This window comes from Phenylobacterium terrae (assembly GCF_042681205.1).
Taxonomy (GTDB): domain Bacteria; phylum Pseudomonadota; class Alphaproteobacteria; order Caulobacterales; family Caulobacteraceae; genus Phenylobacterium; species Phenylobacterium terrae.
Genome location: NZ_JBHUEY010000001.1, coordinates 1,398,319 through 1,419,010, shown reverse-complemented (window position 1 = coordinate 1,419,010; position 20,692 = coordinate 1,398,319). Strand labels below are relative to the sequence as shown.

The following is a 20,692-nucleotide window of genomic DNA, read 5'->3' as shown; positions in this document are numbered from 1 at the left end:
TGCACTGTTAGCGTTTCCTCACCTTAGTAGAAGGACGACCACCCATGGTTACGAGGAGTTCGGCGCGCTCGGCGATCATCGCGGGCGTTTCAGTGCTGGCGCTGGTCGCGGTCAGCGCCTGTTCCAGCCACTCGCGGCTGGCGGCCAACGGCGGCTTCGGCGGCGGAACCGGGAGCGGGGAACAGCCTGGAACCGGTGACGGCGGCGGCACGGGCGGGACCGGTGGCGGGACCGGCGGCGGGACCGGCGGTGGAACTGGCGGCGGCGGCGGTGGAACCGACGGCGGCGGTGGAAGTGGTGGAACCGGCGGCGGCGGCGGCGGCGGAACCGGCGGGGGCGGAACTGGCGGCGGTGACGGCGGCACGGGCGGCGGATCGATCGTCGAGATGGGAACCCTCGGCCGCGTCAGCGACCTGACCGGCGAAACCGCCGGCGGGGCGCTGGCTCTGGTCGGCAACGCCCCGATCCTCGGCGCGACGCCGGTGGGCGATAAGGTGGCCGCCGCGGGCGGATCCCTGCAGCAGGACGGCCTGGGCGGCCTGCCGGTCGTCGGCGGCGTCGTCGACGGCCTGGTCGCCAGCGGCGACGGCGTGCTGAACGGCGCCGCCAAGGTCGCGCTGGGCGGCCAGGCGGTTGCGGGCTCCAGCAGCGCGCAATCGACCCAGCTGGTCGGCGCCAGCGCGCTCGGCCCGCAGGCCGACGGTACGGTGCTGACGGCCGGCCTGCTCAACGGCGCGCCCGCAGGAAGCCAGCCGACCCAGCTGGTCAGCCTGGGCCTCGGCGACAATCAGGTTCTGGGCTCCGAAGGCCCGGCGCTCATCGGCGCCAACCTCCTCTCGCCGGACCAGCCGCAGGGCAGCCTGCTGAGCGCAGGCCTTCTCTCCGGTGGAAGCGGCGCTGGGGGCGCCAAGCCGGGCGAGGAGCTGCTGGGCGGGCTGACCGACGCGACCGGCCAGGTGCTGGGCGGCGTCACCGACACGGTCGGCCAGGTCCTCGGCGGCGCGACCGAAGGCGGGCTCCTGGGCGCCCTCGGCGGCGGGAACTGAGGCTCGGCGGCGCCCTTCGGGGCGCCGCCACATCCCACATGTTCTTGAAAAGGCAGTTGGCGTTGGCGCTCGCGTTGGCGGCGCCCACGCTGGTCTGCGCGCAGTCCGGATCGCTCGTCGACCGCGACCGCGTGGACCGCCGGCCTCCGGCGGAGGCCGAACCTGCGCCCGCGGCGCCGGAAGCGGCCGCGCCGCAGCGCGGCTCCGTGCACGTCGAGGCCGAGGGTGCGGGCGCGCCGCTCCGCGCCGTCCGGGTCGAAGGCTCCAGCCTGCCCGGCGAGGCCTTCGAGGCCGCCGTCGCGCCCCTGGCCGGCCGTCCCCTGACCCGCGAGCTGGCGGCGCAGGCCGCCCAGGCCGTGGCCAAGGTCTACGAGGCCTCGCCCGTGGCCCTCTACAGCATCGTCGTGCCGCAGCAGGACCTGTCGGACGGGCGCCTGCGCGTGGCGGTCATCGAGGGCCGGATCGGCGAGGCCGTGGTGACCGGAGCGACCGAAGCCCGCGCCGCCGGCCTCGTGCGGGCGTACGCAGGCCGCCTGGAGGCGGAGCGCCCGCTCAGCCGCCGGGGCCTGGAGCGTTACCTGTCCCTGTCGCGCGACATTCCCGGCGTGAAGGTGACGCCGCGCATCCAGGCCGGCGCCGAGCCCGGAACCGCCCGGCTGGAGCTGGAGGTCGATCCGCGGCGCTACGATTTCGAGCTGTCGGTGGGGACCCAGGGCTCCGCCCTGCTGGGCCGCACCCAGCTGCAGGCTGACCTCAACCTCTACAGCGCCCTTCGGCCGGGCGACCACACGCGCCTCACCCTGGGCGCGCCGACGGATTTCGAGCGCTACCGCCTGGTCGCGCTGACCCACGCCCAGCCCGTCGGCGCGGACGGACTTCGGGTCCAGGCGTCGGCCGGCCAGCTGCGCACCCGGCCCAAGAGCCAGCCGATCCGCGGGCGGGCGACCTTCGCCGGCGTGCAGGCCTCGTACCCGGTGATCCGCGGCTACCGGCAGGACCTCTACCTGGTGGGCGCGCTGGACGGCCTGGACTCGGACAACGCCGTGCTGGGCCAGACCATCACGTCCGAGCGCACCCGCGCGGCGCGCGCCTCGGCCGCCTGGTCGCGCAGCGGCAAGACGTACGCCGCCTCGGCCAGCGCCACCGCGAGCTTCGGCCTTCGCGGCCTCGGCGCACGGCCCCAGCCGGGCTACTCCGATCCGGGGTTCCGCAAGCTGAACCTTCGGGCCGGCTACGACCGCGCGCTGGACGAGCGGTGGACCGTGCGGCTGCGGGCCGCCGGCCAGGCCACGCCGGACACCTTGCCGACCTCGGAGCAGTTCGCGATCGGCGGCGAGCAGTTCGGACGGGCCTTCGAACAGGCCCGGGCCACCGGCGACCACGGCTACGGCGCCTCCGCGGAGGTGGCCTGGAAGCCCAAGGCGGTTCCGGCCGAGCTCAAGGGCACGGAGGTCTACGCCTTCGTCGACGGCGCCCGGACGGTGCAGGAGTCCCGGTACGGTCGGGACAAGCGGACCTACGAGGCCGCCTCCGCCGGCGCAGGCCTGCGGCTCGCCTACCGCTCGGAGACCAGCGTCGGGTTGGAGGCGGCGTACGGGGTTAAGGATCCGCGAACCGGAGACGAAGGCGCCTGGCGGCTCAACTTCGCCCTCTCGACGCGGAGGTGACGCGCGCCGGAACCTGAGCTGCACGGCGGGGCTTTGGCGCAAGGGTCTCCAACGCCTAGGTTCAGCCCATGCGCGCCTTCGCCGAGCTGCTCGACCGCCTGTCGCTGACGGGCTCGCGCAACGCCAAGCTGACCCTGGTGCGGGACTACCTGGCGGCGACGCCCGACCCGGACCGCGGCTGGGCGCTGGCGGCGCTGACCGGCGAGCTGGTCTTCCACGCGGCCAAGCCGGCCTTCATCCGCAAGGCGGTGGAAGAGCGGATGGACCCGATCCTGTTCCGCTGGTCCTACGACTACGTCGGGGACCTGGCCGAGACCGTCGCCCTGGTCTGGCCGCAGCGGCCAGGCGCCAACCGCGAGCCGGAGCTGGCGGAGGTGGTCGAGGCCCTGCGCTCGGCCTCCCGGGCCGAGGTCCAGCGGCTGATCGAGGCCTGGCTGGACGCGCTGGAGCCCACCTCCCGCTGGGCGCTGCTCAAGCTGATGACCGGCGAGCTGCGCGTCGGCTTCTCCGCCCGCCTCGCCAAGCAGGCGGCGGCGGACCTGGGACCCGTGCCTGTCTCCGAGGTCGAGGAGGTCTGGCACGCGCTGCACCCGCCCTACGAGGACCTGTTCGCCTGGCTGGAGGGCCGCTCGGACCGGCCGAGCCCCACCTCGCCGGGCCGCTTCCGGCCGGTGATGCTGGCCCAGGCGATCGACGAGGCGGTGGACTTCGGCAAGCTCGACCCCGCCGACTACGCCGCCGAGTGGAAGTGGGACGGCATCCGCGTGCAGGCGGTCTCCGAGGCCGGAACTCGGCGCCTCTACACCCGCACCGGCGACGACATCTCCCGCACCTTCCCCGACGTGCTGGAGAGCCTGAACTACGAGGGCGTGCTGGACGGGGAGCTGCTGGTGGTCCGCGACGGCAGGGTCGCCCCCTTCGCCGACCTGCAGCAGCGGCTGAACCGCAAGAGCGTCGACGCCAAGCTGATGGGCGCCTACCCCGCCGCCATCCGCGCCTACGATCTGCTCGCCGACGGGGCCGAGGACGTGCGGCCGCTGCCGTTCGCCGAGCGGCGCAAGCGGCTGGAGGCGTTCGTCGCCCGGCTCGGCTCGGCCCGCATCGACCTCTCGCCTCTGCAGCCCTTCGAGACCTGGGGCGAACTCGCCGACCTGCGCGCCACCCCGCCGCCGGGCGATCCGGAAATCGCCGAGGGGCTGATGCTCAAGCGCTGGGATTCGATCTACGAGGCCGGCCGGCCGAAGGGCCCCTGGTTCAAGTGGAAGCGGGACCCGTTCCTGATCGATGCGGTGCTGATGTACGCCCAGCGCGGCCACGGCAAGCGGTCCAGCTACTACTCCGACTACACCTTCGGCGTCTGGTGCGAGGGGCCCGACGGCGGGCGCATGCTGACGCCGGTGGGCAAGGCCTATTTCGGCTTCACCGACGAGGAGTTGCTGCAACTCGACAAGTTCGTCCGCGACAATACCGTCGAGCGGTTCGGGCCGGTCCGCGCGGTGCGCGCCGAGCCCCACGCCGGCCTCGTCCTCGAGGTCGCCTTCGAGGGCCTGCAGCGCTCCACCCGCCACAAGAGCGGCGTCGCCATGCGCTTCCCCAGGATCAGCCGCATTCGCTGGGACAAGCCCCCGGGCGAGGCGGACGAGCTGGCGACGCTGGAGCGGATGCTGGAGAAGTTGGAGGCGCGATGACCTCTCCCCTCGCCCAGCGGGGGGAGAGGGTTGGGTGAGGGGGGACTCTCCGTTCGCGCAGGTTTCCGTCGCTTCGCGCCGGGCGCGGCTTCGCCGCGCACCCCTCACCCAACCCTCTCCCCGCATCGCGGGGAGAGGTCTAGGAAATCTCGTCCCTCAAGAACGCCCACAGATCCCCGCCCTCGAACTTCAGGCCGCGCACGCCGGCGCGGCGGGCGGCCTCCATGTCGGCGTCCTTGTCGCCGACCATCAGCGAGCGGGCGACGTCCACGGGAAAGTCCTCGATCGCCTGCAGCAGCATCCCGGGGTTGGGCTTCCGGAGCGGCGGGTCGGGGTGGCGGTAGGCTTCGACCTTGGCCTCGGGGTGGTGGGGGCAGTGGTAGATGGCGTCGATGCGGGCGCCTTCCTCGGCCAGGGCGGCGACCATCCGGGCGTGGAGGACCGCCATGTCGTCTTCGGTGTAGTAGCCGCGGCCGATGCCTGACTGGTTGGTCACCACGACCACCAGCCAGCCGGCCTCGTTCGCCGCCCGCACCGCCCGGGCCGCGCCGGGGATGAAGCGGAAGTCCTCCCAGCGGCTGACATAGCCGAGGTCCTCGTTGAGGACGCCGTCGCGGTCGAGGAACAGGGTGGGGCGAAGCGGTTCGGTCACGGGGCCTCTATAGCCACAAAGTCGCAGCCATTTCGCGCCCTCGATTGGACCGCTATGGTCGGCCAGGTTTCGTAAAGCGTCAGGAGAGGCCTTTGGCTCCCCGTTCCACCCCCGTCCTCGAGCTGAAGGACCTGAAGGTCGACTTCAAGACCCACGACGGGATCGTCAACGCGGTGCGCGGCGTCTCCCTGCAGGTGGGACGCGGCGAGACGCTCGGCGTGGTCGGCGAGAGCGGCTCGGGCAAGAGCCAGACCTTCATGGCGGTAATGGGCCTGCTGGCCCAGAACGGCCGCGCGTCCGGCTCGGCGACCTTCCACGGCAAGGAGCTGCTGGGCCTCAAGCCTGCCGAGCTGAACAAGATCCGCGGCTCGAAGATGACGATGATCTTCCAGGACCCGCTGACCGCGCTGACGCCGCACGTGCGCATCGGCGAGCAGATCGCCGAGCCGCTGCGGCTGCACCTGGGCCTCTCGGGCGAAGAGGCCGAGAAGCGGGCCCGCGAATGGCTGGAGCACGTGCGCATCCCCGAGGCCGCCCGGCGCATGCGCCAGTACCCGCACGAGCTCTCCGGCGGCATGCGCCAGCGGGTGATGATCGCCGCGGCCATGGCCGGCGGGCCGGAGCTGCTGATCGCCGATGAGCCGACCACCGCCCTCGACGTCACGGTGCAGGCCGAGATCCTCGACCTGATGGCCGAGCTGCAGCGCGATACCGGCGCCGCCATGGTGCTGATCACCCACGACATGGGCGTCATCGCCCGCCTCGCCGACCGCGTGTGCGTGATGAAGAGCGGCGCCTACGTCGAGGAAGGGCCGGTCGAGACCATCTTCGAGGCCCCCAAGACCGACTACACCCGCGACCTGCTGGCCGCGATCCCGCGCCTGGACCGCGACGACCGGGGCGGGCGGCCCACCGTCGCCCCGCCGGCCGCCGACGCGCCGGTGGTGGTCGAGGCCAAGGACATGCAGGTGCTGTTCCCCGTCCACGAGGGCGTTTTCGGCAAGAAGCGCCAGCTGCGCGCCGTCGATGGCGTCAGCTTCTCGGTCCGCCAGGGCGAGACCCTGGGCGTCGTCGGCGAGAGCGGCAGCGGCAAGTCGACGCTGGCCCGGGCGGTGCTGAACCTGATCCCGCCGACCGCCGGCGCGGTGACCCTGATGGGCCGCGACATCACCCACGCCGAGCGCGAGCAGCTGCGGGCCGCCCGGCGCGACCTGCAGATCGTCTTCCAGGACCCGCTCGCCAGCCTCGACCCGCGGATGACCATCGGCGATTCCATCGCCGAGCCCTTCACCGTCTACCGGCCGGACCTGCCCCGGGCAGAGCGGGACGCCGAGGTGGCGGCGATGATGCAGCGGGTCGGCCTGGCGCCCGAGCTGATCAACCGCTACCCGCACGAGCTCTCCGGCGGACAGAACCAGCGGGTCGGCATCGCCCGGGCGATGATCCTGCGGCCCAAGCTGGTGATCTGCGACGAGGCGGTCTCGGCGCTGGACGTCTCGATCCGCGCCCAGATCATCGACCTGCTCATCGAACTCCAGAAGGAGTTCGGCATGGCGATGATCTTCATCAGCCACGACCTCGCCGTCGTTCGCGAGATCAGCCACAAGATCCTGGTGCTCTACATGGGCCGGGTGATGGAGTTCGCCGACCGCGAGCGGCTCTACACCGCGCCCCAGCATCCCTACACCAAGGCCCTGCTCTCGGCCGCGCCGATCCCCGATCCCAAGCGCGAGCGCGGCCGCAAGCGCATCCGCCTCACCGGCGAGCCCCCGAGCCCCATGGACCCGCTCTCGGCGCTGCGCTTCCTGCCCTCCCGCCTGCCGCATGGCCCCGACGCGCCGATCTATGTCCCGGCGCTGAAGGAAGTCGCCCCCGGCCACCTCGTCTCCGAGTTCGACCCGCCGGAAGAGCAGGCGGCGTAGCGCGCCTCCTCTCCCCCGACCCGAAGGGCGGGGGAGAAGATTGAGGAGAGGGGTGGAGCGGCCTCGCCGCTGCGATGGCGGTCGATCACCTGGCAGTGCCGGCGCCGCGGGTCCTCGTTCGCACATCGGTGGGGCCCTGCCGCCGCTCCGCCCCTCTCCCTACCTCTCCCCTCGGGCTGCGCCTCCGGGGGAGAGGAGTGGCGCAGAAACCTCCCCTCAACACCTGGTGGTTATCGTGCGCGCACCATGCAAAGCGCCTACGAGATCGAGGTCCTTCGGCCGGCCGAGCTGACGCCGCAGCGAATGGCGCGCTGGAGCGCGTTGCAGCAGGGCGCGCCCGAGCTCGACACGCCCTATCTGTCGCCCGGCTGGGCCCGGGCGGTGGAGAAGGTGCAGGGCCCTCGCAGCCCCCGCGTCGCCGTCGTGCGCCAGGACGGCCGCGACGTCGCCTTCCTGCCGGCCGCGGTGGTCGGCCAGACCGCCATGCCGCTTGGCGCGCCGATGTGCGACTACCAGGCTCTGGTCGCCGAGCCGGGGCTCGAGATCGACCCGCGCGAGCTGGTCAACGCCCTGGGCGTGGCGCGTTTCGACTTCTCCCACATGCTGGCCGACCGGGCGCCGTTCGCGGCGTACGCCCGCGGCCAGGTGACCTCGCACGTGGTCGATGTCTGCGGCGGCTACGGCGCCTACCAGGCCGAGCGCAAGGCCGCCGGCGTCGGCCTGATCAAGGACTGCGACCGCAAGCGCCGCCGCGTGGAGCGCGAGGTCGCCGAGCCGGTGTTCACCGCCTTCTCCCGTTCCGAAGCCGCCTTCGACCAGCTGATCGCCTGGAAGCGGGCGCAGTTCCGCGCCACCGGGCAGACCGACATCTTCGCCGCCGGCTGGACGCGGGCGCTGCTCAAGCAGCTGTTCGCCAGCCGCGACCCCGACTTCGGCGCCGTGCTCTTCACCCTGCACTTCGGCGACCGGCTGGCCGCCGTGCAGCTCAACCTGCGCGGCCGGCGCACCATCCACGCCTGGATCATCGGCCACGATCCGGAGCTTGAGCGCCACTCGCCGGGCCTGCTGCTGTTCCAGGACATCCTGCGCTGGATGGACGAGACCCCCTTCGACCGGCTCGACCTCGGCCCCGGCGACGTGCGCTTCAAGCGCGAACTCGCCAACGCCGGCGTTTCGATCGCCCACGGCTTCGTCGGCCTGCCCTCCACCGCCACCCTCGCCCGGGCGGCGGTCTACGAGGTGCGGCGGGCGGTGGAATCCCTGCCGCTGGGCCCGGTGTCCGAGCTGCCCGGCAAGGCGATGCGGCGGCTCGACCAGTGGCGCGGCCTGCGCGGAAGCTGAGATTTGCTCCGCGGGCGCCCAGCCATTAGGTTGCCCGACCTTTTGAGCCTCCGACCCCTGCCATGACCCTGACCATCGACGACATCCGCGCGGCCGCCGATCGGCTCAAGGGTCACATCGAGCGCACCCCCTGCCGCTACTCGCGGACGCTGTCCGAGATCACCGGCGCGCAGGTGTGGGTGAAGTTCGAGAACCTGCAGTTCACCGCCGCCTACAAGGAGCGCGGGGCGCTCAACAAGCTGCTGCAGCTGGGCGACAACGTGAAGAAGCGCGGAGTGATCTGCGCCTCGGCCGGCAACCACAGCCAGGCGCTGGCCTACCACGCCGCCCGGCTCGGCATCCCGGTGACCATCGTGATGCCGCGGACCACGCCGTTCATGAAGGTGCAGCAGACGCGGGCCCACGGCGCCGATGTGGTGCTGGACGGCGAGGGCTACGACGACGCCTCGGCCCACGCTCAGAAGGTCTGCGCCGAGCGCGACCTGGTGTTCGTCCACCCGTTCAACGACGTGGACGTGATGGCCGGCCAGGGCACCGTCGCGCTGGAGATGCTGGAGGACGTGCCGGACCTGGAGGTGCTGCCGGTGCCGATCGGCGGCGGCGGGCTGATCGCCGGGGTGGCGACGGCGGCCAAGTCGGTGAAGCCGGACATCCGCATCGTCGGCCTCGAGCCGGCCATGTACCCCTCCTTCACCGCCAAGATGCGCGGGATGAACGCGGCCGCCCAGGTGGGCGCCTCGACCATCGCAGAAGGCATCGCGGTGAAGACCGTGGGCGACCTGACCTACGCCATCGCCCGCCCGCTGATCGACGACGTGCTGCTGCTCGAGGAACCCTACCTGGAGCGCGCCGTCGCCCTCTACTGCAACGTCGAGAAGACGGTGGCCGAAGGCGCGGGCGCGGCCTCGCTGGCGGGCCTCCTGGCCTATCCGGAGAAGTTCCGCGGCAAGAAGTGCGGCCTGATCCTCACCGGCGGCAACATCGACACCCGCCTGCTGGCCTCGGTGCTGACGCGTGAGCTGGTGCGCGACAACCGGCTCGTCAGCCTGCGGATCATCGGCGACGACCGCCCGGGCCTGCTGGCCACCGTCTCGGCGGTGATCGGCGGACACGGCGCCAACATCATCGAGGTCGCCCACAACCGCCTGGCCCTGGACGTGCCGGCCAAGGGCGCGGAGTTCGACATCATGATCGAGACCCGCGACTCCCAGCACACCCAGGAGATCATGGACGCCCTCCGCGCCCACGGGTACCCGCCGCGGACGGTGTGATTGGAAGGGTGACAGGTAGGGCTGCGCCCAACTAGTCACCGGCGGGCGTTGGTGACTGGTTGCGCCGGCACGACGCTACCTGTCACCCCTCGAGGGGCTTGGGTCGGACGCCCGGCCCGGTGTAAGCCCTCGCCCCATGACGACCCGACGCATCCTCATCGCCCTGACCGCCGCCCTGGCGCTCGCCGCCTGCAACCGCGGGGAGACCGCCGCCGCGCCCGAGGCGGCGAAGAAGGAGGCGGCGGCGTTCATCGCCAAGACCGCGGCCGAGCCGGGCGTCCAGAAGCTGCCCTCGGGCGTGCTCTACAAGGTGGTCCGTTCCGGCCCCGAGGGCGGGATGAAGCCGCAGCTCACCGACGAGGTGAAGGTCCACTACGAGGGCAAGCTGCCGAGCGGGAAGGTGTTCGATTCCAGCTACGAGCGGGGGGTGCCGGCCTCCATGCCGCTGGAAGGCCTGATCCCCGCCTGGCAGGAGGCGCTGCAGCAGATGCGCCCGGGCGACGAATGGATCCTCTACGTCCCGCCCGAGCAGGGCTACGGCGAGGACGGCGCCGGCGGCGGCGAGATCCCGCCGAACTCGCCGCTCATATTCCGTATCGAACTGATCGGCGTCCTGCCGGGCCCCGGCCGGGTGCTGCAGGGCTGACCGAAACCGCTTCCGGCCCGGCCGCGAGGGCGGCTAGGTTGGCGCCATGTCCGACGACCTGACCCCGCGGGCGACCGAGATCCTCGATCGCCTGGTCGCCTTCGACACCACTTCGCGCCTGTCGAACCTGCCGCTGATCGAGTGGGTCGAGGCCTATCTCGACAGCCACGGCGTGCCGCACCGGCGCGCGCCCAGCCCCGATGGCAAGAAGACCAACCTCATCGCCTCGCTCGGCCCGGCGGAGGAGGGCGGCGTCGTGCTCTCCGGCCACACCGACGTGGTGCCGGTGGACGGCCAGGCCTGGAGCAGCGATCCCTTCAAGCTGACCCTGAGGGACGGCAGGCTCTACGGGCGCGGGACCTGCGACATGAAGGGCTTCATCGCGCTGGCGCTGGCCGCCGTGCCGGAGCTGAAGAAGGTGGGGCCCAAGAGGCCCGTGCACCTGGCCTTCTCCTACGACGAGGAAGTGGGCTGCGTCGGCGCCCCGGACATGATCCGGATGATCGCGGCCGAACTGCCCAGGCCGGCGCTGGTGGTGGTCGGCGAGCCCACCCGGATGGAGGCGGTCAGCGGCCACAAGGGCATCGCCACCTACTGGGTGACGGTCACCGGCAAGGAGGCCCACTCCAGCCAGACCCACCTGGGCGTCTCGGCGATCATGGCCGCCGTCGAGCTGATGGCCAGCCTCAAGCGGCTCGCCGAAGAGCTGGAGCGCACGGCCGATCCAGCCTCGCCGTTCACGCCCAAGCACGCGACCCTGACCATCGGCGTCGTCCAGGGCGGCACGGCCGGCAACATCCTGGCCCGCGAGTGCCGCTTCCTGTTCGACCTGCGCTGCCCGCCGGGCCTCGACCCCAAAACCGTGCTGGCGCCCTTCGTGGCCGAGGTCGAGGCCATGGACCGGCGGCTGAAGGCGCTCGCGCCCGAGGCCGGCGTGGCCATCGAGCAGCGCTCCAACACGCCGCCGCTGGCGCCCGAGCCCGACGGGGCGGCCGAAGCCTTCGCCCGGCGTCTGGCCGGGGACAACGGGCCGGCCCGCGTGGTCGCCTTCGCCGCCGAGGCCGGCCAGTTCCAGCAGGCCGGCTTCTCCACCGTCATCTGCGGGCCGGGCTCCATCGAGCAGGCCCACCAGCCGGACGAGTACCTGGAGGTCCCTCAGCTGGAGCGCGGGGCCGCCTTCATGGCTCGCCTGGCCGATTGGGCCGCCGGCGCTTGACCACCACCCGCCGGCCGAACAGGTCGGCGGGGTTCCAGGTCATCGCCCGGGCGATCTCCCAGGAGCCGACCTTGCGGGCCGCCTGGGCCTCGCGGCGCGCCTCGAGCGCCACCCGCAGGTCCCGGACCCCGGCCAGCAGTCCTTTCATCGGCGCCTGGAGCTCGCCGCGCATGGCGTGGCGCACGAACAGCAGGGCGGTGGCGGCCAGGTGCAGCGGCAGGGTCAGCCAGAACAGCACCGGCGGGGTGTCCTTCACGAACACCCAGAAGCGGTTTCGCGTGCCGTGCCAGACGGCGAAGTCCGACCGCGGCCCCCCCGAGCTGGCCGAGCCCTCGTGGCGGACGACCGCGTCGGGGATCACCAGCGTCGGCTCGCCCCGCAGCCGCAGGCGGTAACCCAGGTCGACGTCCTCGCAATAGCAGAACAGCCGCTCGTCCAGCCCGCCCAGCTCCAGGAACAGCGCCCGGTCGATCAGCATCGCCCCGCCGCAGGCCGAGAACACCTCTCCCGGCGCCATCGGCCCCGGGTCGCGCCCGCCGTAGCCGCCGCGGAAGGGAAAGCCGGCGGCGGCCATTACATCGCCCATCCCGTCGAGCTTGGTCGCATCGTCCGCCATCAGCTGCCGCGAGGCGAAGCTGCGGACCTCCGGATAGCCCTGCGTCGCCGCGATCAGCCGCTCCAGCCAGTCGGGTTCGGCGTAGGCGTCGGGATTGAGCAGTGCGAGCCAGCGGCCGCGGGCGGCCTGCGCGCCCCGGTTCACGCCGCCGGCGAAGCCGAGGTTTTCCCCGTTCTCGATGAGCCGCAGCGAGGCGTCCTCGGCGGCCGCGGCCTGCGCCGACCGGTCCGGCGAGGCGTTGTCGGACAGGATCACCTCGAAGTCGCGGAACGTCTGGGCCTTCAGCGACGCCAGGCAGCGCGCCAGCGTCGGCCCGCTGTTGTAGACCACGATGACGACGCTCACCGTGGGCGCCGCAGGCTTGTCATCGGCCGCAACGCGCGTCATGCGAGAGCCCGCTTCAGATCCATTGCGCCCATGACCACGATTACGCCGCTCGCCATCCCCGAGGTCCTGCTTATCACGCCCAAGCGCCACGGCGATTCGCGGGGCTGGTTCGCCGAGACCTACAACAGGAAGGCGCTCGCCGATGCGGGCGTCGATTGCGAGTTCGTGCAGGACAACCAGGCCTTCAGCGCCCGCAGGGGCACCGTCCGGGGGCTGCACTTCCAGGCCGCGCCGCACGCCCAGGCCAAGCTGGTGCGCGTGCTGCGCGGGGCCATCTACGACGTGGCGGTCGACATCCGGCAGGGCTCGCAGACCTTCGGCCGCTGGGTCGGCGCGACGCTGACCGCCGACGGCGGCGAGCAGCTGTTGGTGCCGCGCGGCTTCGCCCACGGCTACTGCACCCTCACGGACGATGCCGAGCTGTTCTACAAGGTGGACGGCTACTACGCGCCCCAGGCCGAGGGCGGCGTGAACTGGCGTGACCCGGCGCTGGGGATCGACTGGCCGATCGCCGCCGAGGAGGCGACGCTGAACGCCCGCGACGCCGCGCTGCCGAACCTGGCGGACCTGGAGCCGGTGACGTTCTGACCTGGCTGTTCCCTCCGCCCCTGCGGGCGAGGGCGGCGCCGCTCGCCCGGCCATAAACGGAATATCAGTCGCTGGGCCCTAGGACCGACCCTTGCGGGCGCGGCCCTTGCGGCGCCCGCCCGGCGCGTGGGAACCTCGCGGGCCGTCGGAAGCGCCACGAAGGACCCCTTGAGCAGCGTCGCGGAACATCAGCTCGAACCGGCGGAGGCCAGGTCTCCCCTCGTGGTGGGCCTCGACCGTGCGCTGCTGAGGGTCGACACCGTGTTCGACCTGTTCGCCGCGGCCCTGTTCCGCCGCCCGCTCCCGACTCTCCTGGCGCTGACCACCCTCCTGGCCCACGGGCCGGCGGCCTTCCGGCGCAGGCTCGCCGAACTGCACGCCCTCGACGCCGAGGGCCTGCCGGTGCGCGAGGAGGTGCTGGCCTGGCTGGCCGACGAGAAGGCGCGCGGCCGGCCCGTGCACCTGGCGTGCGACGGCGAGACCGCCACGGCCGAGCGGCTGGCGGAGCACATGGGCCTGTTCGACGGGGTCCACGAGACCGGCGCGCTCGCGGCGGCCTTTCCCGCGGGCTTCGCCTACGCCGGCGCGCGCGGCGCGGACATGGCCGTGTGGCGCCAGGCGACCAGCGCCGTGGTGGTGGCCTCGCCCGCCCTGGAGCGGCGCGTCGCGGCCGTCGCACCGGTGGAGCGGGGCTTCCGCCCTGGCGAGGGGCGGCTGCGGGACTGGCTGAAAGCCGCCCGGCCGCACCAGTGGAGCAAGAACGTCCTGGTCCTGGCCCCGGTCGCCCTGGGCCTTCACCTGGTGACCCAGGCGGGCCTCCTGCGGGCGGTGGCGGCGATGCTGCTGCTCTGCGTGATCGCCTCGCTCACCTATCTCGTCAACGACGCCGCCGACCTGGAGGCCGACCGCCGCCACTGGTCCAAGCGGCGCCGGCCGCTGGCCTCCGGCGCCCTGCCGGTCGGCCCGGCGCTGCTGGCGGCGGGGATCGGGATTCCCGTCGTGCTGGCGGCCGGCTTCTGGCTGTCGATGGCCGTCGGCCTGTGCCTGTCCCTCTACGTCGTCACCACGCTCGCCTATTCCTTCGCCCTGAAGCGGATCCCGCTGGTGGACGGGGTGGTGATCGGCGGCCTCTTCACCCTGCGGCTGGCGGTGGGCATCGCCGCGGCGGGGCTGGAATGGTCGGCGTGGCTGCTGACCTTCTCGACCTTCTTCTTCTTCTCCCTGGCCATCGCCAAGCGGCACACCGAGATCCTGCGGGTGGCGGAGGCCGGCGAGGGGCCGGTGCGCGGCCGCGGCTACCGGGTGGAGGACGCCGCCCTCACCCTGGCCTTCGGGGTCTCGGCGGCCATGGCCTCGATCCTGATCGTGGTCCTCTATCTGGTGGAGGAGGTCTTCCCGCGCTCGGCGTACGCCGACCCGGCCTGGCTGTGGGCCGCCCCGCCGCTGATGTTCGTCTGGGTCGCGCGGGTCTGGTTCCTCGCCCACCGGGGCCGCATGAACGACGATCCGGTGGTCTTCGCGCTGAAGGACCCGGTCAGCCTGGGCCTGGGCGCCGCGCTTGGCGCCGCCTTCCTGCTCGCCCTCACTTGACCCGGCTGAGATCGACAGAGGTGGCCGGCTGGGGCCGCGCCCTGCGCGGGACTTCGGAGGTCGCGCGGCCCCGTTGGCGCGACGAGCTGCCTGCCGCCGTCGCGGCGGCGGCGGCCCACCCCGGACGGGCGCTGGCCATGGGGCTCGCCCGCTCCTACGGCGACAGCGGCCTCAACTTCGGCGGCGCGGCGGTGGACATGACCGCCCTGGACCGCGTCCACGCCTTCGACGCCGAAACCGGCGTGATCCGGGCCGATGCGGGCCTGTCGCTGGACGGGCTGATCCGCCTGGCCCTGCCGCGCGGCTGGTTTCCGCCCGTCGTGCCCGGGACCAAGTTCGTCACCCTCGGCGGCGCCGTCGCCAACGACGTGCACGGCAAGAACCACCACCGGGCCGGGACCTTCGGGGCGCACGTGCGCCGCCTGTCCCTCCGCCGGACTGACGGGACGGTGCACGAACCCGCTGCTGGCGATCCCCTGTTCGCCGCCACCGTCGGCGGCATGGGCCTCACCGGCGTCATCGAGTGGGTGGAGCTGCAGCTCGAGCCGGTGGCCGGGGCCTTCCTCGAGGTCGAGGACATCCCGATCGGCTCGCTGGCCGACTTCTTCGCCCTGTCGTCAGAGAGCGAGGCGAGCCACGCCCAGACGGTGGCCTGGATCGACTGCACCCGCACCGGCCGCGGCGTCGGGCGAGGGATCTTCACGCGGGCCAACTGGTCTCAGCGGCCCGATCGCCCCCTGCACCGGGCGCCGCGTCTGGCCGTGCCCATCGACGCGCCGGGCTTCACGGTCAATCCGCTGACCCTGCGGGCCTTCAACGCCGCCTACTACGGCCTGCGCCGGATGAACGCGGGAAAGGCCGAGCGCCACTACGACCCGGTGACCTTCCCGCTGGACGCGGTGCGCGGCTGGAACCGGATCTACGGCCCGGCGGGCTTCCACCAGCACCAGTGCGTCGTCCCGCCCGCGGCCGCGCCGGAGGCCATGGCCGAGCTGCTGAACGAGATCGGCCGCAGCGGGGAGGGGTCCTTCCTGGTGGTGCTGAAGACGTTCGGCGATCGGCCCTCGCCCGGCCTCATGTCCTTCCCCATGCCGGGGACCACGCTGGCCATCGACTTCCGCAACCGCGGCGAGGCGACGCTGAAGCTGCTCGAGCGGCTCGACGCCATCGTGCGGGCGGCCGGCGGGCGGCTCTATCCGGCCAAGGACGGACGGATGAGCGGCGCCATGCTGGCGGCGGGCTACCCGAATCTCGATAGCTTCCGCGCCCATCTCGACCCCGGGCTTTCGTCCGCCTTCTGGAGACGCGTTCAGCCGTGACACGCAAGGTCGTCATCCTGGGCGCCACGTCCGCCATCGCCGAGGCGACCGCCCGCCTCTACGCCGCCGAAGGCGCGGCCCTGGTGCTGGTCGGCCGCAACGCGGGCCGGCTCGCCGAGATCGCCGCCGACCTGAAGGCCCGCGGGGCCGCGGCGGCCGAGATCGAAGCGACCGACCTGGCGAACCCGCACGACGCGGCCGCGCAGCTCCAGGCGCTGGCGTCGCGCCTGGGCGGCCTCGACGACGTGCTGCTGTTCTACGGCGTCCTCGGCGACCAGGCCCGGGCCGAGGCCGACATGGCCCATGCGCGCGAGATCCTGGACGTCGGCTTCACCAGCGCCGCCGAGTGGTGCCTGGCGGCCGCCAACATCCTGGAAGCCCAGGGGCGCGGCGCGCTGGTGGTGATCGGCTCGGTGGCCGGCGACCGGGGGCGTCAGTCCAACTACGTCTACGGCGCGGCCAAGGCCGGCCTGGGCGTGCTGGTGCAGGGCATCGCCCATCGCCTGGCCCTGCGCGGCCGCGGCGCCCGGGCGGTGTTGGTCAAGCCGGGCTTCGTCGACACGCCGATGACCGACCACCTGAAGAAGGGCGGCCCCCTCTGGGCGAGCCCCGAAGCGGTGGCCCAGGTGGTGCGCAAGGCGGCCGACAACGGCGGCCCGATCGTCTACGCGCCCTTCTTCTGGCGCTTTATCCTGCTGGTCATCCGCCTCGTGCCCGCCCCCATCTTCCACAAGACCAGGCTGTGAAGGTCGTCGTCACCGGCGCGGCGGGCCTCGTCGGCCAGAACCTAATCCCGCGCCTGAAGGCCCGCGGGGCCCAGCTCGTGGGGATCGACAAGCACCCGTCGAACACCGCCCGCCTGCGCGATCTGCATCCCGACGTCGAGGTCATCGAGGCGGACCTGGCGCAGCCCGGCGCCTGGGAGGGCGCCTTCGCCGGCGCCGACGCCGTGGTGATCAACCAGGCTCAGATCGGCGGCCTGGAGCGCGGCCCGTTCGTCGCCAACAACATCACCGCCACCGAGCGGATCCTCGAGGCGGTGAAGGCGCACGGCACGCCCTACATCGTCCACATCTCCTCCTCGGTGGTGAACTCGGCCGCCAAGGACCTCTACGTCGAGACCAAGACCGAGCAGGAGAGGATCGTCCGCGCCTGCGGCGTGCCCCACGCGGTGCTGCGGCCGACGCTGATGTTCGGCTGGTTCGACCGCAAGCACCTGGGCTGGCTGCGCCGGTTCATGGACCGCTCGCCCGTCTTCCCGATCCCCGGCCACGGCCGCTACCGGCGCCAGCCGCTCTACGCCGGCGACTTCTCCGCCATCATCGCCGCCTGCCTGGAGAGCCGCCGCGAGGGGGTGTTCGACATCTCCGGCCGCACCGAGGTGGACTACGTCGACCTGGTGCGGATGATCCGCGACATCGCCCGGGCCAAGGCGCGGATCGTGCACATTCCCTACGGCGCCTTCTGGGGCCTGCTGTGGCTCTACGCCCGGTTCGACAAGGACCCGCCCTTCACCACCAACCAGCTGGAGGCGCTGGTCATCCCGGAGGTGTTCCCGGTGATCGACTGGCCGGGGTTATTCGGCGTGCCGGAGACGCCGCTGAAGACGGCGCTGGAGGAGACCTTCCTCGATCCGCGCTATAGCCGCATCGTCCTGGACTTCTGAAGGTGGGGCGATGGTGAAGACGGTGATCGTGGGCGCGGGCGCCATGGGCCTGGCCGCCGCCCACCACGCCCTGAAGCTCGGCCACGAGGTGGACGTGGTCGAGGCCGACAAGGTCCCCGGCGGCATGGCCGCCCACTTCGACTTCGACGGCCTGTCGATCGAGCGCTTCTACCACTTCGTCTGCAAGCCGGACGCGCCGACCTTCGCGCTGCTGGAGGACCTGGGCATCGGCCATCTGATGCGCTGGCGCACGACGTCCATGGCCTATTTCGCCAAGGGGCGGCTGCACCGCTGGGGCGATCCGATCTCGCTGCTGACCACCGGCCTGCTGAACCCGGTGGAGAAGGTCCGCTACGGGCTGCAGATGTTCGCCACGACCCGGCGCAAGAGCTTCGACGACCTGGAGCGCCGCTCGGCGCGCGACTGGATCGAGACGGGCGCCGGGGCCAGCGTCTACGACAAGCTCTGGCGCCCGCTGATGGCGCTGAAGTTCTACCAGCACCAGGACGACATCTCCGCCGCCTGGATCGCCACCCGCATCCGCCGCGTCGGCCGCTCGCGCCGGTCGCTGTTCCAGGAGGAGCTGGGCTACATCGAGGGCGGCTCGGAGACGCTGGTGAACGCCCTCGTCCAGTCGATCGAGCGGCAGGGCGGGCGCATCCACCTGGGCCAGCCGGTGGAGCAGGTCGAGACCGAAGGCGGGCGCGTGACCGGCGTGCGCGCCGGAGGCCGCACCCTGCCGGCCGAGGCGGTGATCTGCACCGTGCCGACGCCTTACGTCCCCGGGCTCGTCCCCGACCTGCCGGAGCTGTCCAGGGCCGCCTACGCCGGCATCCGCAACATCGGCGTGATCTGCGTCGTGCATAAGCTGAAGCGCTCGGTGAGCCCGCATTTCTGGGTCAACATCGTCGAGCCGGGAATCGAGATCCCGGGCATCATCGAGTTCTCCAACCTGCGCCCGCTGCCGGACACGGTGGTCTACGTGCCCTACTACATGCCCACCGACCACCCGAAGTGGACCGCCAGCGACCAGGCCCTCGCCGACGAGAGCTTCGGCTACATGCAGCGCATCAATCCGGCGCTGACAGAGGACGACCGCCTGGCCTTCAAGGTCGGCCGCCTGCGCTTCGCCCAGCCCCTGTGCGAGCCCGGTTTCGCGGCCAAGATCCCGCCGATCCGCACGCCCATCGAAGGCCTGCAGATCGCCGACACCTCCTTCTACTACCCCGAGGACCGCGGCATCTCCGAAGGGGCGCGCCTGGCCAGGGAGATGGCGCTGGCCATCGGCACGGACCACGAGCCGCGGCGGGAGCCGGTGTTCGCATGAGCCTGGCGCAGCTGAAGAGCCTTCCTCAGACGGCGATCGGCGGCCTCAACCCGATCCGCATCGTCGTCGTGGCGGCCGCCCTGGTCCTCGGCGTCCTGGCTCCCAGCTACTTCGTGCTCAACTCGATCCGCGCGGTCGCCGGCGCCTATTCGCCGACGCCGTTCTTCGACCAGTGGGGCGTGGTTTTCGACTACGCGTCGATCGACTCGGTCGGGGACTTCCTCGCCGTCCTGTTCCGTCAGAGCAACGAGCACAGGATCCTCTTTCCCCGCCTGATCTTCTTCACCGACCTCTACGTCTTCCGCGGCGGGAACGTCCTCAACCTGGCGAGCACCTTCGCGGTGCAGGCCGCCAGCCTCGCCCTCCTCGCCCGGCTCGCCTGGGACGCCGACAGGAAGGCCGCCTCGCTGATCCTCGCCGGACTGGCCGCGGCCCTGATGTTCTCCTTCGGCCAGTGGGAGAACTTCCTGTGGGGCTTCCAGGTGCAGTTCGTCCTGGTCTACGCGGCGGGCGCGGGCTCGATCTACCTGTTCTACCGGGCGTTCGCGGGCGACGGCCGCCCCGACTACCGCACCTGGGCGGCCTCTCTGCTGCTGCTCGTCGTCTCGGCCTTCTCGATGGCCAACGGCGTGATCGCCGGGGCGGCCGCCGTGGCGGTGGGGCTGCTGGCGCGGCTGCCGGCGCGCGCCCTGGGATTGCACGCGGCGGCGACCGGTCTCGTGCTGGCGATCTACCTGATCGGCTACCAGGGCGTCCCGGGCCACTCCAAGCTGGATGCGGTCCTTACGACGCCGCTGCTGTTCGCCGAGTACGTCGCCACCTACCTCGGCAACCTGGCGCGCTTCCATGGCCTGCCGGAGAGCCAGGCCCTCGGCGCGGTCGGCCTCATCCTCGCCCTGGCGGCGGCGGCGCGGGTCGCGCTGGGCCGCGACAAGAGCCCCGAGCGGCTGGCCCTGGTGGGGGTGATGGCCTTCATCATCGCCACGGCGATGGTCACCGGCGCCGGCCGGCTGGGCTTCGGCCTCCTGCAAGCCTTCTCCAGCCGCTATCTGACGCCGACGTCCTGGTTCTGGGCCGTGCAGGCGATCTTCTGGCTGCCGCTGATCGCGGCGCGCCTGCGGCTGGCGAACTTCGCGGCGACCGCAGCCGTCGCCCTGGCGGCGCTGGTCTTCCTCTACGACCTGCAGGTCGACAGCCGCCCCGACTTCTATCATCGAGCCACCCAGACCCGGGCGGCGTCCGACATCCTGTTGACCGGCGCGAACGATCCCGAGCCGCTGCTGATGATCCACTGGGACATGTCGCTGCTCGACAAGGGCGCGGGCATCCTGCGCGACCGCCGGCTCTCGCTGTACCGCGAGGGGGCCCACCTCTGGGTCGGCCGGCGGATCGACCAGGTCGCGACCCTCGCGGGGCGCGAGGCCTGCCTCGGCGCATTCGACGTGCTGGAGACTGCGCCCAAGGGCGCGGCCTTGCGCGGGCTTGGTTGGGCGTGGGACGTGGCGGACGACCGGCCGGTGGACCGGATCGTAGTGACCGACGGCGGCGGGGTCGTGATCGGCCTCGGCGGCGCCAGCTTCATGCCCCGCGGCGACGTCATGGACGCCGTCGATGTGGTTGACGAGGAGCTCGTCGGCTGGAGCGCCGTGATCCGCCGGCCCAAGCAGCCCGAGATCGTCGCGTACGCCGCATTGCGCGACGGGCGGATGTGCGAGATCGGCCGGAAGGCGGTCCCGTGAGGCCGTTCCGC

General features: G+C 72.3%; 17 protein-coding genes. 15 read left to right on the top strand and 2 right to left on the bottom strand.

The features are described from left to right. Positions 1–44: 44 nt before the first annotated feature. The 3 genes from ACFSC0_RS07155 to ACFSC0_RS07145 all read left to right on the top strand — a co-directional run bounded on the left by ACFSC0_RS07155 (position 45) and on the right by ACFSC0_RS07145 (position 4,401). Positions 45–1,046 (top strand): hypothetical protein, encoded by a 1,002-nt coding sequence (locus ACFSC0_RS07155; RefSeq protein ID WP_377284311.1) that lies wholly within the window; start codon positions 45–47, stop codon positions 1,044–1,046. A gap of 56 nt (positions 1,047–1,102) precedes the next feature. Beyond that, on the top strand, positions 1,103–2,713 hold the full coding sequence (locus ACFSC0_RS07150; protein ID WP_377355118.1) for a ShlB/FhaC/HecB family hemolysin secretion/activation protein: 1,611 nt from the start codon (positions 1,103–1,105) through the stop codon (positions 2,711–2,713). Positions 2,714–2,781: 68 nt separating this feature from the next. Beyond that, positions 2,782–4,401 (top strand): cisplatin damage response ATP-dependent DNA ligase, encoded by a 1,620-nt coding sequence (locus ACFSC0_RS07145; RefSeq protein ID WP_377284309.1) that lies wholly within the window; start codon positions 2,782–2,784, stop codon positions 4,399–4,401. A 139-nt stretch (positions 4,402–4,540) separates the two neighbouring features. On the opposite strand, the gene ACFSC0_RS07140 is transcribed toward ACFSC0_RS07145, so the two are convergent. Continuing rightward, complete coding sequence (locus tag ACFSC0_RS07140; protein ID WP_377284308.1) at positions 4,541–5,053, bottom strand: D-glycero-alpha-D-manno-heptose-1,7-bisphosphate 7-phosphatase; 513 nt, start codon at positions 5,051–5,053, stop codon at positions 4,541–4,543. 92 nt (positions 5,054–5,145) lie between these two features. Between ACFSC0_RS07140 and ACFSC0_RS07135 the strand changes: the two genes are divergently transcribed. From ACFSC0_RS07135 to argE, 5 genes are all read left to right on the top strand, one after another. Then, the gene (locus ACFSC0_RS07135; protein WP_377284307.1) at positions 5,146–6,975 is read left to right on the top strand and encodes an ABC transporter ATP-binding protein; all 1,830 of its coding nucleotides are present in this window, start codon (positions 5,146–5,148) and stop codon (positions 6,973–6,975) included. Positions 6,976–7,221: 246 nt separating this feature from the next. Further along, the gene (locus ACFSC0_RS07130) at positions 7,222–8,316 is read left to right on the top strand and encodes a GNAT family N-acetyltransferase (RefSeq protein ID WP_377284306.1); all 1,095 of its coding nucleotides are present in this window, start codon (positions 7,222–7,224) and stop codon (positions 8,314–8,316) included. A 62-nt stretch (positions 8,317–8,378) separates the two neighbouring features. Beyond that, positions 8,379–9,587, top strand: a complete 1,209-nt coding sequence (locus ACFSC0_RS07125; RefSeq protein ID WP_377284305.1) for a threonine ammonia-lyase — start codon at positions 8,379–8,381, stop codon at positions 9,585–9,587. A 136-nt stretch (positions 9,588–9,723) separates the two neighbouring features. Next, complete coding sequence (locus tag ACFSC0_RS07120; RefSeq protein ID WP_377284304.1) at positions 9,724–10,233, top strand: FKBP-type peptidyl-prolyl cis-trans isomerase; 510 nt, start codon at positions 9,724–9,726, stop codon at positions 10,231–10,233. Positions 10,234–10,279: 46 nt separating this feature from the next. After that, the gene (argE, locus tag ACFSC0_RS07115; RefSeq protein WP_377284303.1) at positions 10,280–11,449 is read left to right on the top strand and encodes an acetylornithine deacetylase; all 1,170 of its coding nucleotides are present in this window, start codon (positions 10,280–10,282) and stop codon (positions 11,447–11,449) included. Here the strand turns inward: argE and ACFSC0_RS07110 are convergent. Continuing rightward, positions 11,412–12,452 carry a glycosyltransferase family 2 protein gene (locus ACFSC0_RS07110; RefSeq protein ID WP_377284302.1) on the bottom strand — a complete coding sequence of 347 codons (1,041 nt, stop codon included), beginning with the start codon at positions 12,450–12,452 and terminating at the stop codon, positions 11,412–11,414. The two genes, argE and ACFSC0_RS07110, sit on opposite strands and share 38 nt — an antisense overlap. Positions 12,453–12,482: 30 nt before the next feature. Between ACFSC0_RS07110 and rfbC the strand changes: the two genes are divergently transcribed. From rfbC to ACFSC0_RS07075, 7 genes are all read left to right on the top strand, one after another. Then, positions 12,483–13,040 carry a dTDP-4-dehydrorhamnose 3,5-epimerase gene (gene rfbC, locus ACFSC0_RS07105; protein WP_377284301.1) on the top strand — a complete coding sequence of 186 codons (558 nt, stop codon included), beginning with the start codon at positions 12,483–12,485 and terminating at the stop codon, positions 13,038–13,040. Between the two features lie 168 nt (positions 13,041–13,208). Continuing rightward, the gene (locus ACFSC0_RS07100; protein WP_377284300.1) at positions 13,209–14,630 is read left to right on the top strand and encodes a UbiA family prenyltransferase; all 1,422 of its coding nucleotides are present in this window, start codon (positions 13,209–13,211) and stop codon (positions 14,628–14,630) included. Next, complete coding sequence (locus ACFSC0_RS07095; RefSeq protein ID WP_377355117.1) at positions 14,627–15,949, top strand: FAD-binding protein; 1,323 nt, start codon at positions 14,627–14,629, stop codon at positions 15,947–15,949. Before ACFSC0_RS07100 ends, ACFSC0_RS07095 begins: the two co-directional genes overlap by 4 nt. Beyond that, positions 15,946–16,695, top strand: a complete 750-nt coding sequence (locus tag ACFSC0_RS07090) for an SDR family NAD(P)-dependent oxidoreductase (protein ID WP_377284298.1) — start codon at positions 15,946–15,948, stop codon at positions 16,693–16,695. Before ACFSC0_RS07095 ends, ACFSC0_RS07090 begins: the two co-directional genes overlap by 4 nt. After that, positions 16,692–17,615: an NAD-dependent epimerase/dehydratase family protein gene (locus ACFSC0_RS07085; RefSeq protein WP_377284297.1), complete on the top strand. Its 924-nt coding sequence runs from the start codon at positions 16,692–16,694 to the stop codon at positions 17,613–17,615. Before ACFSC0_RS07090 ends, ACFSC0_RS07085 begins: the two co-directional genes overlap by 4 nt. A gap of 10 nt (positions 17,616–17,625) precedes the next feature. Next, a complete protein-coding gene (locus ACFSC0_RS07080; protein WP_377284296.1) occupies positions 17,626–18,942 on the top strand; it encodes an NAD(P)/FAD-dependent oxidoreductase in 1,317 nt (438 codons plus the stop codon). Continuing rightward, entirely contained in the window at positions 18,939–20,681 is a 1,743-nt protein-coding gene (locus ACFSC0_RS07075; protein WP_377284295.1) for a hypothetical protein, read from the top strand. The genes ACFSC0_RS07080 and ACFSC0_RS07075 overlap by 4 nt, the downstream gene beginning before the upstream one ends. The last annotated feature ends 11 nt before the right edge of the window (positions 20,682–20,692 follow it).